17 protein-coding genes are annotated in these 15,574 nt (G+C 62.1%); 9 read left to right on the top strand and 8 right to left on the bottom strand.

The window, feature by feature from the left end; genetic code table 11:
- Positions 1 to 55 precede the first annotated feature (55 nt).
- From ctaD to J5M57_RS15965, 3 genes are all read left to right on the top strand, one after another.
- Positions 56 to 1,642, top strand: coding sequence for a cytochrome c oxidase subunit I (gene ctaD, locus J5M57_RS15975; protein WP_083367421.1), 1,587 nt, complete (start codon positions 56 to 58; stop codon positions 1,640 to 1,642).
- Between the two features lie 155 nt (positions 1,643 to 1,797).
- Positions 1,798 to 2,349 carry a cytochrome c oxidase assembly protein gene (locus J5M57_RS15970; protein WP_064585280.1) on the top strand — a complete coding sequence of 184 codons (552 nt, stop codon included), beginning with the start codon at positions 1,798 to 1,800 and terminating at the stop codon, positions 2,347 to 2,349.
- Between the two features lie 25 nt (positions 2,350 to 2,374).
- Complete coding sequence (locus tag J5M57_RS15965) at positions 2,375 to 3,262, top strand: cytochrome c oxidase subunit 3 (RefSeq protein ID WP_064585278.1); 888 nt, start codon at positions 2,375 to 2,377, stop codon at positions 3,260 to 3,262.
- A 7-nt stretch (positions 3,263 to 3,269) separates the two neighbouring features.
- Here J5M57_RS15965 and J5M57_RS15960 read toward each other — a convergent pair whose 3' ends face one another.
- Complete coding sequence (locus J5M57_RS15960) at positions 3,270 to 3,473, bottom strand: twin transmembrane helix small protein (RefSeq protein ID WP_041073718.1); 204 nt, start codon at positions 3,471 to 3,473, stop codon at positions 3,270 to 3,272.
- Positions 3,474 to 3,543: 70 nt separating this feature from the next.
- Between J5M57_RS15960 and J5M57_RS15955 the strand changes: the two genes are divergently transcribed.
- The 5 genes from J5M57_RS15955 to J5M57_RS15935 are packed head-to-tail and all read left to right on the top strand — an operon-like array spanning position 3,544 to position 7,452.
- Entirely contained in the window at positions 3,544 to 4,284 is a 741-nt protein-coding gene (locus tag J5M57_RS15955) for an SURF1 family protein (RefSeq protein ID WP_207848702.1), read from the top strand.
- Complete coding sequence (locus J5M57_RS15950) at positions 4,250 to 4,843, top strand: hypothetical protein (protein WP_064585274.1); 594 nt, start codon at positions 4,250 to 4,252, stop codon at positions 4,841 to 4,843. Before J5M57_RS15955 ends, J5M57_RS15950 begins: the two co-directional genes overlap by 35 nt.
- A 10-nt stretch (positions 4,844 to 4,853) precedes the next feature.
- Complete coding sequence (locus J5M57_RS15945) at positions 4,854 to 5,933, top strand: COX15/CtaA family protein (RefSeq protein WP_207848701.1); 1,080 nt, start codon at positions 4,854 to 4,856, stop codon at positions 5,931 to 5,933.
- Complete coding sequence (gene cyoE / locus J5M57_RS15940; protein WP_207848700.1) at positions 5,921 to 6,820, top strand: heme o synthase; 900 nt, start codon at positions 5,921 to 5,923, stop codon at positions 6,818 to 6,820. The genes J5M57_RS15945 and cyoE overlap by 13 nt, the downstream gene beginning before the upstream one ends.
- Positions 6,817 to 7,452 carry an SCO family protein gene (locus J5M57_RS15935; protein ID WP_169842802.1) on the top strand — a complete coding sequence of 212 codons (636 nt, stop codon included), beginning with the start codon at positions 6,817 to 6,819 and terminating at the stop codon, positions 7,450 to 7,452. The genes cyoE and J5M57_RS15935 overlap by 4 nt, the downstream gene beginning before the upstream one ends.
- 231 nt (positions 7,453 to 7,683) lie before the next feature.
- Here J5M57_RS15935 and J5M57_RS15930 read toward each other — a convergent pair whose 3' ends face one another.
- From J5M57_RS15930 to J5M57_RS15920, 3 genes are all read right to left on the bottom strand, one after another.
- A complete protein-coding gene (locus tag J5M57_RS15930; protein WP_207848699.1) occupies positions 7,684 to 8,457 on the bottom strand; it encodes a MetQ/NlpA family ABC transporter substrate-binding protein in 774 nt (257 codons plus the stop codon).
- A 75-nt stretch (positions 8,458 to 8,532) separates the two neighbouring features.
- On the bottom strand, positions 8,533 to 9,243 hold the full coding sequence (locus J5M57_RS15925) for a methionine ABC transporter permease (RefSeq protein WP_162276305.1): 711 nt from the start codon (positions 9,241 to 9,243) through the stop codon (positions 8,533 to 8,535).
- Positions 9,244 to 9,248: 5 nt separating this feature from the next.
- A complete protein-coding gene (locus J5M57_RS15920) occupies positions 9,249 to 10,256 on the bottom strand; it encodes a methionine ABC transporter ATP-binding protein (RefSeq protein ID WP_083367424.1) in 1,008 nt (335 codons plus the stop codon).
- A 260-nt stretch (positions 10,257 to 10,516) separates the two neighbouring features.
- Here J5M57_RS15920 and katE point away from each other — a divergent pair, with 260 nt between their 5' ends.
- Positions 10,517 to 12,658, top strand: coding sequence for a catalase HPII (gene katE / locus J5M57_RS15915; protein ID WP_207848698.1), 2,142 nt, complete (start codon positions 10,517 to 10,519; stop codon positions 12,656 to 12,658).
- 79 nt (positions 12,659 to 12,737) lie between these two features.
- Here the strand turns inward: katE and J5M57_RS15910 are convergent, their stop codons facing one another.
- Genes J5M57_RS15910 through J5M57_RS15895 form a run of 4 tightly spaced genes read right to left on the bottom strand, consistent with a single transcriptional unit; the run spans position 12,738 to position 15,537 of the window.
- Positions 12,738 to 13,451, bottom strand: a complete 714-nt coding sequence (locus J5M57_RS15910) for a PA5502 family lipoprotein (protein WP_207848697.1) — start codon at positions 13,449 to 13,451, stop codon at positions 12,738 to 12,740.
- Between the two features lie 37 nt (positions 13,452 to 13,488).
- Positions 13,489 to 14,277, bottom strand: a complete 789-nt coding sequence (gene znuB / locus J5M57_RS15905; protein WP_041073699.1) for a zinc ABC transporter permease subunit ZnuB — start codon at positions 14,275 to 14,277, stop codon at positions 13,489 to 13,491.
- Positions 14,270 to 15,055, bottom strand: coding sequence for a zinc ABC transporter ATP-binding protein ZnuC (gene znuC / locus J5M57_RS15900; RefSeq protein ID WP_169842805.1), 786 nt, complete (start codon positions 15,053 to 15,055; stop codon positions 14,270 to 14,272). Before znuC ends, znuB begins: the two co-directional genes overlap by 8 nt.
- Positions 15,055 to 15,537 carry a Fur family transcriptional regulator gene (locus J5M57_RS15895; RefSeq protein ID WP_064585259.1) on the bottom strand — a complete coding sequence of 161 codons (483 nt, stop codon included), beginning with the start codon at positions 15,535 to 15,537 and terminating at the stop codon, positions 15,055 to 15,057. Before J5M57_RS15895 ends, znuC begins: the two co-directional genes overlap by 1 nt.
- Positions 15,538 to 15,574: the final 37 nt, after the last annotated feature.

Genomic DNA, 15,574 nt, shown 5'->3' with positions numbered 1-15,574 from the left:
GGCCGGGGCAGCGTGCCCCGGCCAGCCCCGTCCACTCACGTAAAGGAGACCGGCCATGAGCGCTGTAATCGATGACCACGGTCATGCCGACCACGCCCACGGCCCCGCCAAAGGCCTGATGCGCTGGGTGCTGACCACCAACCACAAGGACATCGGCACGCTGTACCTGTGGTTCGCCTTCTGCATGTTCCTGCTTGGCGGCTCGTTCGCCATGGTGATCCGCGCCGAACTGTTCCAGCCCGGCCTGCAGATCGTCGAACCGGCGTTCTTCAACCAGATGACCACCATGCACGGTCTGGTGATGGTCTTCGGTGCGGTGATGCCGGCGTTCGTCGGCCTCGCCAACTGGATGATCCCGCTGATGATCGGCGCGCCGGACATGGCCCTGCCACGGATGAACAACTTCAGCTTCTGGCTGCTGCCGGCGGCGTTCCTGCTGCTGGTCTCGACCCTGTTCACCGCCGGTGGCGGACCGAACTTCGGCTGGACATTCTACGCCCCGCTGTCCACCACCTACGCGCCGGAAAGCGTCACCTACTTCATCTTCGCCATCCACCTGATGGGGATCAGTTCGATCATGGGCGCGATCAACGTGATCGCCACCATCCTCAACCTGCGCGCCCCCGGCATGACCCTGATGAAAATGCCGCTGTTCGTCTGGACCTGGCTGATTACCGCGTTCCTGCTGATCGCGGTGATGCCGGTGCTGGCCGGGTGCGTGACGATGATGCTGATGGATATCCACTTCGGCACCAGCTTCTTCAGTGCCGCCGGTGGCGGTGACCCGGTCTTGTTCCAGCACGTGTTCTGGTTCTTCGGCCACCCCGAGGTGTACATCATGATCCTGCCGGCCTTCGGCGCCGTCAGCCAGATCATCCCGACCTTCTCGCGCAAGCCGCTGTTCGGCTACACCTCGATGGTCTATGCGACGGCGAGCATCGCGTTCCTGTCGTTCATTGTCTGGGCGCACCACATGTTCGTGGTCGGCATCCCGCTGGTGGGCGAGTTGTTCTTCATGTACGCGACCATGCTCATCGCCGTGCCGACCGGGGTCAAGGTGTTCAACTGGGCCAGCACCATGTGGCAAGGCTCGCTGACCTTCGAGACGCCGATGCTGTTTGCCGTGGCTTTCGTGATCCTGTTCTCGATCGGCGGTTTCTCCGGACTGATGCTGGCCATCGCCCCGGCGGACTTCCAGTATCAGGACACCTACTTTGTGGTGGCGCACTTCCACTACGTGCTGGTGCCGGGGGCGATCTTCGGGATCTTCGCCTCGGCCTATTACTGGTTGCCGAAGTGGACCGGGCACATGTACGACGAAACCCTTGGCAAGCTGCATTTCTGGCTGTCGTTCGTCGGCATGAACCTGACCTTCTTCCCGATGCACTTCGTGGGGTTGGCGGGGATGCCGCGGCGGATTCCGGACTACAACCTGCAGTTCGCCGACTTCAACATGGTCTCGTCGATCGGCGCGTTCATGTTCGGTGCCACGCAGATCTTCTTCCTGTTCATCGTGATCAAGACCATTCGCGGCGGCCCACCGGCCCCGGCCAAACCGTGGGATGGCGCTGAAGGCCTGGAGTGGAGCGTGCCGTCGCCGGCGCCGTATCACACCTTTACTACGCCGCCGGAAGTGAAATGAAACGCTCCTCTGCTAACGCGACCCCTGTGGCGAGGGAGCTTGCTCCCGCCTGGGTGCGCAGCGCCCAAAAAATCCTTGGGGCGGCTGCGCCACCCAGCGGGAGCAAGCTCCCTCGCCACAACGGCTCACTCGCACCTTCGAGAGAGGCATGAACCATGGCTGACTCGATCTCGCTGAAAAAACTGGTCACCCGCCTGCTCGGAGTCGTCGTCGCAATGTTTGTCTTCGGCTTTGCCCTGGTGCCGATCTACGACGTGATGTGCAAGGCCTTCGGCATCAACGGCAAGACGGCCGGGCAATACGAGGGCGAGCAGGTGGTGGATAGCACGCGGCAGGTGCGCGTGCAGTTTCTGTCGACCAACAACATCGACATGCCGTGGGAGTTCTACCCCAAGCACGATGAACTGACCGCCAACCCGGGCGCGGTCAACGAGATGATTTTCGTGGCGCGCAACCCCACCGACAAACCGATGAGCGCCCAGGCCGTGCCGAGTATCGCGCCCAGCGAAGCGGCGGCGTATTTCCACAAGACCGAATGCTTTTGCTTTACCCAGCAGGTGCTGCAGCCGGGTCAGCAGATCGAGATGCCGGTGCGTTTCATCGTTGACCGCGACATGCCCAAGGACGTGAAGCACCTGACGCTGTCCTACACGCTGTTCGATATCACCGCCCGACATCCTCCGGTGGCTGCAAACACTGGCGGTTAAGCGTGCCCGATAAGGAGAACAATAAATGGCAACTCATGAGCACTATTACGTCCCGGCCCAGAGCAAATGGCCGATCATCGCCACCTTCGGCATGGTCATCACCGTGTACGGCCTGGCGACCTGGTTCAACGATCTGAAGGCGGCGCGTCCGGAATCCCACGGCCCGTACATCTTTTTCGTCGGCGGGTTGTTACTGGCGTACATGCTGTTCGGCTGGTTCGGTGCGGTGATCAAGGAAAGCCGCGCAGGGCTCTACAGCCCGCAGCTGGATCGCTCGTTCCGCTGGGGCATGAGTTGGTTCATCTTCTCCGAGGTGATGTTCTTCGTCGCCTTCTTCGGTGCGCTGTTCTACGTGCGGCACATTTCCGGGCCGGCGCTGGGTGGCGAAGGCCCGAAAGGCATCGCCCACATGCTCTGGCCGAACTTCCAGTTCACCTGGCCGCTGCTACACACGCCGGATCCGAAACTGTTCCCGCCACCGAAGGAAGTCATCAGCCCGTGGGGCCTGCCGCTGATCAACACGATTCTGCTGGTCAGCTCCAGCGTGACCATCACCATCGCCCACCATGCCTTGAAAAAGGGCCATCGCGGCGCGCTGAAAATCTGGCTGGCGATCACCGTGCTGCTGGGCTGCGCGTTCCTCGGTTTCCAGGCTGAGGAATACATGCACGCCTACCACGAATTGGGGCTGACCCTGGGTTCGGGCATCTACGGCGCGACGTTCTTCATGCTCACCGGTTTCCACGGCGCCCACGTGACCATCGGCACGATCATCCTGTTCGTGATGCTGATGCGCATCATGAAGGGCCATTTCGATGCCGAACATCAGTTCGGTTTCGAGGCGGCGAGCTGGTATTGGCACTTCGTCGATGTGGTGTGGATCGGCTTGTTCGTCTTCGTTTACGTACTCTGAGCGCCCGCTACCAAGGCGCGTGCGACACCAGTTGGCCGCTGTAGAAGCCCCAGGCGATCAAGCCGACGGTGGCGGCGGCCAGTGCCACCCGAACACTCAAGGCGATCACCAGGCGATTGGAACTGCTGTCGTCCTTGACCAGGAAAAACAGGCCGCTGAACAGGCTGATCACCGTGGCAATCAGCAGCACGACAATGGCTGCTTTGAGCATGGGAAGACTCCGGGGGACAGGCGATGCAGTTGAGTATAGCGATCGCGACGACTGACTTTATGGCGCGGCCATGAAGCGCTTTCGCCCGGGCGTGATACCGACCGTGGTGGTGGTGCTGTTGTTGCCGCTGCTGGTGTCGCTTGGGTTCTGGCAGCTGGGTCGGGGCGCGGAGAAAACCGCGCTGCTCGCCAGTTACGCCGAACGCCGCGCCGCCGAACCGATGGCCAGCAGCGAATTGCTCCACGGCAGCGACCCGGCCTATCGCCGCGTGCACCTGTACGGCCAGTTCGATGGCGCGCACAGCCTACTGCTCGATAACCGCCAGCGCAACGGCAAGGTCGGCGTCGAGCTGCTGCAACCGTTTCAGGACCGCGCCACCGGCCTGTGGCTGCTGGTCAATCGTGGCTGGCTGCCATGGCCGGACCGCCGCGTCACGCCGCAATTCACCACCCCGACCGAGGCGCTGAGCCTCGACGCCTGGGTCTACGTCGCTCCCGGCGCCACCTTCCAGTTACACGCCGACCCGGTCAGCAGCACCTGGCCGCAAACCATCACCGCCGTCGAGCCCGCCAGACTGTGGAAAACCCTCGAGCGCGACGGTTTCGCTTACGAATTACGCGCCGAACCCGGCCCCGCCAGCTATGAGGCCGACTGGCCGGTCGTCGCCATGGGCCCGGAAAAACACCTCGGTTACGCCGTGCAGTGGTTCGCCATGGCCACCGCCCTGCTCGGTCTCTACCTCTACCTCGGCTGGCACAACGCAAAGGAGAACAACCATGGGAACGGCCATGAATCCACCCAGCATGTCTGAGGCAAAAACCCCGGCCAGCCGTCGTCGCGGACGGCTCCAGCTGCTGCTGATTGTGCTCGGCGTGGTCGGCCCGATGATCCTCGCCACCGGCATGTACAAATTGCAGTTCTGGGTGCCGGAAGGGCGCAGCTACCACGGCGAGCTGATCGGCAACGGCCAGTCCCGCGCCGACCTCGGTGTGCAGGCCGATGAACAGCGTTGGCAGATGCTGGTCACGGCGCCCAAGGATTGCGCGGTCGACTGCCAGCAACTGGTGTACCTCGCCCGGCAGATCCAGATCGGCCTCGGGCGCGATGCCGGACGCGCCAGCCACGCCCTCGCCGCCGCGCAACCGTTGAGCGCCGACTACGAAGCCAAGCTGAGCCGCGAATACCCGCAATTGCAACGCTACCCGCTGGACGCCGCCGCCTTCAGCAAGGCCACCGGCGACAAGGCCACGCCGCAGCTGTGGGTCATCGACCCGCACGGCAACCTCGTGCTGCGCTACGACCCGAGTGTGAAGGGCAAGGATCTGCTCAACGACCTGCGCCACCTGCTGAAACTGTCGAACATCGGATAAGGGCATCGTCATGGCCAAACCTGGATTTCGCCTCGCGCTGTTTGCCACCCTGCTGGCACTGATCGTCGTGCTGCTCGGTGCCTACACCCGCCTGACCCACGCAGGCCTCGGCTGTCCGGACTGGCCGGGGTGCTACGGCTTTATCAGCGTGCCGAAAAGCGAAGCCCAACTGGCCCATGCCGAACTCCACTACCCCGACTCGCCGGTGGTGGCGCACAAGGGCTGGAACGAGATGATCCACCGCTACTTCGCCGGCACCCTCGGTCTGCTGATTTCGATCCTGGCCGGGCGCGCCTGGGTCAATCGGCGTCATCCCGGCCAGCCGCTGAAGCTGCCGCTGTTTCTGCTGGCGGTGGTGTTCGCCCAAGCGGCGTTCGGCATGTGGACGGTGACGCTCAAGCTCTGGCCGCAAGTGGTCACCGGGCATTTGCTCGGCGGTTTTGCGACATTGAGTCTGCTGTTCCTGCTGACCTTGAGATTGTCCGGGGTGTTGCCGGCGCTGACCGTGCCCAAGCGCTTGCAGTATTGGGCGACTGCCGGGCTGTTGCTGGTGATTGCCCAGATCGCGCTGGGTGGCTGGGTCAGTTCCAACTACGCGGCAGTGGCCTGCATCGACTTCCCGACCTGCCACGGCCAATGGTTGCCGCCCGCCGACTTCGCCAATGGTTTTCACCTGACTCAACACATCGGCCCGAACTACCTCGGCGGACAACTCGACAGCGATGCGCGCACGGCGATTCACCTGACCCACCGCATCGGCGCCCTGCTGGTGACGCTGGTGCTGCTGGGGCTGGCCTGGCAACTCAGGGCCGTCGGCATGACCCGGCTCGCCGGTCTGGTACTGGTCGCCCTCGGCGCACAAATCACTCTTGGCATCAGCAACGTGCTGTTCCATTTGCCGCTGCCGGTGGCCGTGGCACACAACGCCGGCGGCGCAGCACTGCTGCTGACCATGGTGCTGGTCAATTACCACGCGCGGACCAGTCTGGTCCGGGTCAAACAGCCGGTGCTCGCACGCTGGCGCCTGAGCCCGCGTAAACAGGTGGCCGCGCCCATCACGATAAAAGGAGAAACGCCATGGCGCTTCTGATCGGCGAACGTCCCGCGCAAGCGCTGTGGCGTGACTATCTGGAGCTGACCAAGCCGAAAGTGGTGGTGCTGATGCTCATCACCTCGCTGGTCGGCATGTTCCTCGCGACCCGCGCCGGGGTGCCGTGGACGGTGCTGGTGTTCGGCAACCTGGGTATTGCGCTGTGTGCCGGCGGTGCGGCAGCGGTCAACCATGTGGTGGACCGGCGCATCGATGCGGTGATGGCGCGTACCCACAAACGGCCGTTGGCTGAAGGCCGGGTGTCGCCTGCTGCGGCACTGACCTTTGCCTTGATGCTGGCGCTGCTCGGCCAGGCGTTGTTGCTGACCTTCACCAATCCACTGACTGCCTGGCTGACCCTCGCTTCGTTACTCGGCTACGCGGTGATCTACACCGGTTTCCTCAAACGTGCGACGCCACAGAACATCGTCATCGGCGGCCTCGCCGGCGCGGCACCACCGCTGCTCGGCTGGACCGCCGCCACCGGTCATGTCAGCGCCGAACCGTTGCTGCTGGTGCTGATCATCTTCGCCTGGACCCCGCCGCACTTCTGGGCGCTGGCGATTCATCGCAAGGAGGAATACGCCAAGGCCGACATCCCGATGCTGCCGGTGACCCACGGCGAGCACTACACCAAGGTGCACATTCTGCTGTACACCTTTGCGCTGCTGGCGGTGAGTCTGCTGCCGTACGTGATCCACATGAGCGGCGTGCTGTACTTGCTGTGCGCCCTCGCGCTGGGCGCAAGGTTTCTGCAATGGGCCGTGGTGCTGTACCGTGGCACTCGGCCGCACGCGGCGATCAACACCTTCAAGTACTCTATTTATTACTTGTTCCTGTTGTTCATCGCCCTGCTCGTAGACCACTACTTACTGTTGAACCTATGACTCGAACCCAGAAAACCGTCTTCATCCTCGTCGCCGTGATCGCGCTGATCCTGGGACTGACCGTCAACAAAGTGCTGAGTGGCAAGGGCCAGGGTGATCCCACCGCACTGATCGACGCCGGCATCATTCTGCTGCCGCAGAGCCGTACCCTGCCGGGCGTGACGATGACCAACCAGGATGGCCAACCGGTCGCCATCGACGAATTGAAGGGCAAGTGGAGCCTGCTGTTCTTCGGCTACACCTTCTGCCCGGACATCTGCCCGACCACCCTCGCGCAACTGCGCCAGATCAAGAGCGAGTTGCCCAAAGACGCTGTGGATAAGTTGCAGATCGTGCTGGTCAGCGTTGACCCGAACCGCGATAACCCGCGGCAGTTGAAGCAGTACCTGGGCTACTTCGATCCGCAGTTCGTGGGCCTCACGCCGAAGTCGATCGAAGAACTGCAGAAGGTCGCCAACGCGGTGAGCATTCCGTTTATTCCGGCAGACACCAGCAAGCCGAATTACACCGTCGACCATAGCGGCAATCTGGCGGTGATCGGCCCGGACGGCACGCAGCGCGGCTTTATTCGTGCGCCGCTGAACAACGCCAAACTGGTTGCGCAGCTCCCGGTAATGCTTAACCGCAAGTAATGCCTTGATGAAAATCTGTGGCGAGGGAGCTTGCTCCCGCTGGGCTGCGAAGCGGCCCCAAAACCAGCTGATGCGGACTAATAGTTGCACCGCAACAGTTGGGTTTACGACTGCTGCGCAGCCGAGCGGGAGCAAGCTCCCTCGCCACAAAAACCGGCATCCAGGGATCTGTGTTTTGGGCACAAAAAAGGGGACGCCATTGGCGTCCCCTTTTCATTGCAGCAATCTGTATCAGAACGCCGGCAATACCGCGCCTTTGTACTTCTCGGTGATGAATTGCTTCACTTCCGGGCTGTGCAGGGCGGCGGCCAGTTTCTGCATCGCGTCGCTGTCCTTGTTGTCCGCACGGGACACCAGGATGTTCACGTAAGGCGAGTCGTTGCCTTCGATCACCAGCGCATCCTTGGACGGATCGAGCTTGGCTTCCAGCGCGTAATTGGTGTTGATCAGTGCCAGGTCGACCTGAGTCAGCACGCGCGGGATGGTCGCGGCTTCCAGTTCACGGATTTTCAGGTCTTTAGAATTCTGCGCGATGTCTTTAACGGTCGACAGGATGTTGGTCGGGTCCTTCAAAGTGATCAGGCCAGCCTTGGCCAGCAGCAGCAGTGCACGGCCGCCGTTGGTGGCGTCGTTCGGGATCACCACGTTGGCGCCGCTTGGCAGATCCTTCAGATCCTTGATCTTGCTCGAGTACGCGCCCAATGGCTCCAGGTGCACGCCGGTCACAGCGACCAGGCTGGTGCCCTTGGCCTTGTTGAACTCATCGAGGTACGGCTGGTGCTGGAAGAAGTTGGCGTCCAGACGCTTTTCGGCGACCTGTACGTTCGGCTGAATGTAGTCGGTGAAGACCTTGACCTTCAGATCCACGCCTTCTTTGGCCAGAGCCGGCTTCACGAACTCGAGGATTTCCGCATGTGGCACCGGGCTGGCGGCAACGGTCAGGGTTTCTTCTGCGTGCGCGGAAAAGGCAGCAACGGCAGCGAGGGCAACGATCAGTTTTTTCATTCAGCTAACTCCTTATTAGGCGCCCGTCTGGCGCCTGCCAGCGAATGGCCGGCTCATTCTTGATTAAAAAACCGGTTATTTGCGCGAGAAATGCACGACCAGTCGATCACCAACCATTTGCAGCACTTGCACCAGAATCAACAGCAGCACCACGGTGACGATCATCACGTCAGTCTGGAAGCGCTGGTAGCCGAAGCGGATCGCCAGGTCACCCAGACCACCGGCACCGACCACACCGGCCATGGCCGTGTAGGACACCAGGGTAATTGCCGTCACCGTAATCGCTGCGAAGATGCCTGGACGGGCTTCCGGCAGCAAGGCGTTCATGATGATCTGCCGGGTAGTCGCGCCCATCGACTGGGTCGCTTCGATGATGCCGCGATCGACTTCACGCAGCGCGGTTTCCACCAGGCGCGCGAAGAACGGGGTTGCCCCCACCACCAGCGGCGGAATCGCACCGGCCACGCCCAGCGAGGTGCCAGTGATCATCACGGTGAACGGGATCATCACGATCAAAAGAATGATGAACGGCAGCGAGCGCAGGATGTTCACCGCCAACGACATGATCGCGTAGACCACCCGGTTTTCCAGCAGCTGGCGCGGGCTGCAGAGAAACAGCAGCACACCCAGCGGCAGGCCGAGCAGAACGGTGAACAACAGCGAACCACCGAGCATCAGCATGGTGTCGTTGGTGGCCAAGCCGATTTCCAGCCAGTCGATGTTCTGGAAGAACAGCTTGATGGCTTCTACTGCGGCGTCGTAGTTCTTGATTGCAGCGTCGTACATTTCCATTAACGCAGCACCTCCATATGAACGTCAGCGGCGGTGAAGCGGGCGAACGCCGCTTCCATGTCGCCACCGGTGACGGCGAGGGTCAATTGCCCGTAAGGAATGTCTTTGATGCGGTCGATGCGACCGGCGAGGATGCTGTAGTCGACCCCGGTTTCCCGGGCGACGGTACCGAGCAACGGCGCGTAAGTCGCTTCGCCCTGGAAGGTCAGACGGACGATGCGACCCGGCACGTGAGCGAAGTCATCACGCTGCTCGTTTTCGTCGATCTGCTCGCTTTCCTGCACAAAACGCTTGGTGGTCGGGTGCTGCGGATGCAGGAACACATCGGCCACCGAGCCTTGCTCGACGATCACGCCGGCGTCCATCACCGCCACCTGATCGCAGACGCGACGGATCACATCCATCTCGTGGGTGATCAGGACGATGGTCAGTTTCAGCTCGCGGTTGATCTCGGCCAGCAGTTGCAGGACCGACGCGGTGGTCTGCGGGTCGAGGGCACTGGTGGCCTCGTCACACAGCAGAATCTTCGGCTTGGTCGCCAGGGCGCGGGCGATGCCGACGCGCTGCTTCTGGCCGCCAGACAATTGCGCCGGGTACTTTTTGGCGTGATCCGACAGACCGACCCGCGCCAGCAACTCGGCAACGCGCTGATTGATCTCGCTGGTCGACAGCTCACCGGCCAGGGTCAGCGGCAGCGCAACGTTGTCGGCCACGGTCTTGGAGGCGAGCAGGTTGAAGTGCTGGAAGATCATCCCGACTTGCTGGCGGAAACGACGCAGGCCGTTGGCGTCCAGCGCGGTGACTTCTTCGCCGTCGACGATGATCTTGCCGCCGCTGGAGTCTTCCAGGCGATTAATCAGACGCAGCAGGGTACTTTTTCCCGCACCGGAATGGCCGATCAGGCCGAAGACCTGACCGTTTTCAATCGAAAGACTGGTCGGGTGCAGGGCGGGAATGTCCTTACCGGCGACGCGGTAAGTTTTGTGGACGTTTTGAAACTCGATCACGTAGCGAACCTTGTGGGGCGCGTTAGAAAAGGATCAGCGGTTAGCCGGGCGCGCATTTTAGCCTGTCCGTATAGAGGTTCTTAGCATTTATTTCGCAATTAACCTTCGATTTGGCAATAACAAGATCAAAGGTCATAAAAAAGGAACGCCCGTTCCTGCTCATTGGTCACTAGTTAAGCGACTTGAAACCCTGGGTAACCGTGCCCGGAAACGCTCAAGAGTCCCCGTTGAAACGGGGTCAACCGAGGAGTTTACGTCTGATGAGCAGCAAGAAACCTACGACCGACAAAAGCCAGCTGGCCGGAACCGATACCAAGGATCGCGCCAACACCAACGCCAAACTCGACAGCTTGGAGAAATTTCGCTCCGACGCTACCGGCCAGGCCCTGCGCACCAACCAAGGGGTGAAGGTCGCCGATAACCAGAACACCCTCAAGGCCGGCCCGCGCGGACCATCGCTGCTGGAAGATTTCATCATGCGTGAAAAGATCACGCACTTTGACCACGAACGCATTCCGGAGCGCATCGTCCACGCGCGCGGCACCGGCGCCCATGGTTTCTTCCAGACCTACGAGAACCATTCGACACTGACCAAGGCCGGTTTCCTGCAGGATCCGGGGAAAAAGACCCCGGTGTTCGTGCGTTTTTCCACGGTGCAGGGGCCACGCGGCTCCGGCGACACCGTGCGTGACGTGCGCGGTTTTGCCGTGAAGTTCTTCACCGACGAAGGCAACTTCGATCTGGTCGGCAACAACATGCCGGTGTTCTTCATTCAGGACGCGATCAAGTTTCCCGACTTCGTCCACGCGGTGAAACCCGAGCCGCACAACGAAATCCCGACCGGCGGCTCGGCCCACGATACGTTCTGGGACTTTGTTTCGCTGGTGCCGGAATCGGCGCACATGGTGATCTGGGCGATGTCCGACCGGGCGATCCCGAAAAGCCTGCGCAGCATGCAGGGCTTCGGCGTGCACACCTTCCGGCTGGTCAACGCCGAGGGCAAATCGCGCTTCGTCAAATTCCACTGGCGCCCTACCGCCGGCACTTGCTCGCTGGTCTGGGACGAAGCACAAAAGCTCGCTGGTAAAGACACCGACTACCACCGTCGCGACCTCTGGGAAGCCATCGAGATGGGCGACTATCCAGAGTGGGAACTCGGCGTACAGATCATCGAGGAGGAAAACGAACACGACTTCGATTTCGACATCCTCGACCCGACCAAACTGATCCCTGAAGAAATCGTGCCGATCACCCCGCTGGGCAAGATGACGTTGAACCGCAACCCGGACAACTTCTTTGCCGAGACCGAGCAGGTTGCGTTCTGCCCCGGCCACATCGTGCCGGGCATCGACTTCTCCAACGACCCGTTGCTGCAAGGTCGGCTGTTTTCCTACACCGACACGCAAATCAGCCGACTCGGTGGGCCGAACTTTCATGAACTGCCAATCAACCGCCCGGTGGCGCCGTTCCACAACGGTCAGCGCGATGCTCAGCACCGCACGGTGATCGACAAGGGGCGCGCGTCTTACGAGCCGAACTCGATTGACGGTGGCTGGCCGAAAGAAACCCCGCCGGCCGCACAGGATGGTGGTTTCGAGACGTATCCGGAACGCATCGATGCCGCCAAGATCCGCCAGCGCAGCGAATCGTTCAGCGATCACTTCTCTCAGGGGCGGCTGTTCTTCCACAGCATGAGCGCACACGAGAAGGAGCACATCATTGCCGCCTACAGCTTCGAGCTGGGCAAGGTCGAGCGCGAGTTCATCCGTGCGCGGCAGGTGAACGAAATTCTCGCCAACATCGACCTGGAACTGGCCAAACGTGTCGCGGCCAACCTGGGCCTGCCGGCACCAGGCAAAGGCACGGTCGAGGTGCGTAAAACCTCGTTCGACAATTCGCCTTCGCTGAGTCAGGCCAACCTGCTGCCGGAGAACATCAAAACCCGCAAAGTGGCGATTCTTGCCGCCAACGGTGTCGATGGTGCGGCGATTGAGGCGATGAAGAAGGCCCTGGCGGCGGAAGGTGCGCACGCCAAGCTGCTCGGCCCGACCTCCGCGCCGGTGAAAACCGCCGATGGCAAGACCCTCGCGGTGGATGCGTCGATGGAAGGCATGCCTTCGGTGATCTTCGATGCGGTGTTCGTGCCGGGTGGCGCAGCATCGATCAAGGCGTTGAGCGGCGACGGCGTGGCGCTGCACTACGTGCTGGAGGCGTACAAGCATCTGAAGGCGATTGCGCTGCATGGCGAGGCCAAGCAGTTGCAAGATCTGCTGAAGCTGGAGGCGGACGCCGGGTTGTTGCAAGGCAAGGATGTGCCGGGGTTGACCAAGCCGTTCTTCGCGGCAATCGGGCAGCATCGGGTTTGGGCGCGGGAGCCTAAGGCGAAAGCCATTCCGGCCTAAAAGCAAAAGATCGCAGCCTTCGGCAGCGCCTACAGAGGATGAGTTTCACCTGTAGGCGTTGCCGGAGGCTGCGAAGCTTTTAAGGTTTACGCGGGCTCAAGACCATCTGCGCCGGCACTGTGCGCAGGATTTGCTTTTCAATCTGCAGATCGAAATCCGGATTCAGTTTCTTCACGCGTTTTTTCAGCAACGTCGCCAGCCAAGGATAATCCTGGGTACGCGGCGCCTGAATGCTCACGGCACACTCGTAATTCACCACATCGGCGGCGATCGCATCCAGTTGCCGGCGAAGTTTGCGACTGTAGTTGATGTTCAGCGCCACCGTGGTGCTCTCGGCGGTCGGATCGATCACCTTGGCTTTCGGCTTGGCTTCGGCCGCCAGCAGCGCCGCTTCGGCCTTTTCCAGCTCGGCCTTACGGGCTTCGGTGATGGCGCCGTTGACGCCACCGGTCAGCGCCGGGGCCTTGGGCATCAGCGCGCGGGCACGACTCAGCGCAGTGGCGGCAGCGTTCACATCCCCTTTCTGCAACACGATCTGGCTGCGGCGCAGGTAGGCTTCGGCCAACTGCCGCTGGTATTGCTCAAGGGACTGATCGTTGGGGCTCTGTGCCTGCAACGCGGCCAGTTGGTCTTCGGCGGTGGCCAGTTCGCTGCTGGCCAGGCTTTGTTCCAGCTGTGCGATGGCCGTGGCCCGCGCGTCGGGGGCTTCGGCCACCGGCGGCGTGCTTTGGCAGGCGCCCAGCAGCACGGAAAATGCGACAAGGAGCAGATAACGGGAGGCGAACGGCTTCATTCCTGCGACTCTCTAATTGCGCAAAAAGCGAGCAAGTCTACACCCCTCGACGGGGCAGAACAAAACTCAGCAGAAACAGTGCGGCCGCCGTCACCACGATTGACGGCCCCGCCGGGGTGTCTTTGAACCATGACAGCGCCAGCCCGCCACACACCGCGAGCATGCCCAGCAGGCTCGCGCCCAGGGCCATCTGCTCCGGCGAGCGGGCGTGACGCTGTGCCGCAGCCGCCGGGATAATCAGCAGCGAGGTAATCAGCAACACCCCGACGATTTTCATCGCCACCGCGATCACCACCGCGATCAACAGCATCAGCGCCATGCGCAGGCCCGCCACCGGCAGGCCTTCGACCTTGGCCAACTCCTCATGCACGGTGATCGCCAGCAGCGGCCGCCACAGCGTCACCAGCAACACCAGCACCGCCGCGCTGCCGCCGAGGATCCACGCCAGATCGGTCGGGCTGATCGCCAGCAGGTCGCCGAACAGATAGGCCATCAGGTCGATCCGCACTTCATGCATGAAGCTTAGTACCACCAAGCCAAGAGAGAGCGTGCTCGGCGCAAGAATCCCCAACAGCGTGTCGGAGGCCAGCGGCTGGCGCTGTTGCAAGGTCACCAGCAGCACTGCCAGCAGCAGGCAGCCGACGGTCACCGCAACGGTCGGGCTGACATCCAGCAGAAAGCCCAGCGCCACGCCCAGCAGCGCGGCGTGCGACAAGGTGTCGCCGAAATAAGCCATGCGCCGCCAGACCACAAACGAGCCCAACGGCCCGGCAACCACCGCCAGTGCCAGACCTGCAAGCAGGGCATACAACAGAAAATCAGCCATGCTTGCAGTGGTCTCCGTGAACGTGGGTATGGCCCGCACCGGGCGCCTTGACCACCGAACCGTGCAGGTCGTGGGCGTGGTCGTGATGGTGGTGATAGATCGCCAGGCTCGGCGCGTTCTTGCCGAACAGCTCGACGAACGCCGGATCGCCGCTGACCTGCTCGGGGTGCCCGGAGCAGCAGACGTGACGATTCAGGCACACCACCTGATCGGTGGTGCTCATCACCAGATGCAAATCGTGGGACACCATCAGCACGCCGCAGCCGTGACGGTCACGCAGGCGGGTGATCAGGCTGTAAAGCTCGGCTTGCCCGGCAACGTCGACGCCTTGCACCGGTTCATCGAGCACCAGCAATTGCGGCTCGCGCAGCAACGCCCGAGCCAACAGCACGCGCTGCATCTCACCGCCGGAAACGCTTTGCACCGGGCTGTCGATGACGTGTTCGGCGCCAACTTCCTTGAGCGCAGCCAACGCACGCGGACGATCAACGCCCGGCACCAGACGCAGGAAGCGCAGCACCGACAACGGCAAGGTCGGGTCGACGTGCAGCTTCTGCGGCATGTAGCCGACGCGCAGTTTCGGCTTGCGCCAGACGCTACCGCTGTCCGGCTTCAACAGCCCGAGCACGGCGCGCACCAGCGTGGTCTTGCCGGCGCCGTTGGGGCCGATCAGGGTGACGATCTGCCCCGGCTCGACGCTCAGCTCGATGTTGTCCAGCACGGTCTGCCCGGCAAACGTCACGGCGACGTGCTGAAGACGGATCAACGGGTTGCTCATCAGGCCCCCTGGCAACCGGCGCACAGGCCGACCACTTCGACGGTCTGCGCTTCGACGATGAAACCGACGTCCTTGGCGCTGTTGATGATCGCGTCACTGATGGCTTTCTGTTCCAGTTCGATGGCAGCGTGGCAGTCGCGGCAGATCAGGAACTGGCCCTGATGCGCATGCTCGGGATGCACGCAACCGACGAAGGCGTTGAGCGACGAGATACGGTGCACCAGGCCGTTTTCCAGCAGAAAATCCAGCGCGCGGTACACGGTCGGCGGCGCGGCGCGGCGGCCGTCCTGCTCACTCAGCACCGCGAGAATGTCGTAGGCGCCCAGCGGCTTGTGGCTCTGCCACACCAGTTCCAGCACCCGCCGGCGCAACGCAGTCAGGCGCAGGCCTTTCTGGGCGCACAAGGCATCGGCCTCGGTCAGTGCGCTGTGTACGCAATGAGAGTGGTCGTGGGGACGGCTGGCAATCGGTGTAATAGGCATGGGCGGCGACGAGTTTTGATAGAGACGTTATTATGTT

The organism is Pseudomonas sp. 86_A, from assembly GCF_017491705.1.
Lineage (GTDB): Bacteria > Pseudomonadota > Gammaproteobacteria > Pseudomonadales > Pseudomonadaceae > Aquipseudomonas > Aquipseudomonas koreensis.
This window is presented reverse-complemented; position numbering and strand designations above follow the sequence as displayed.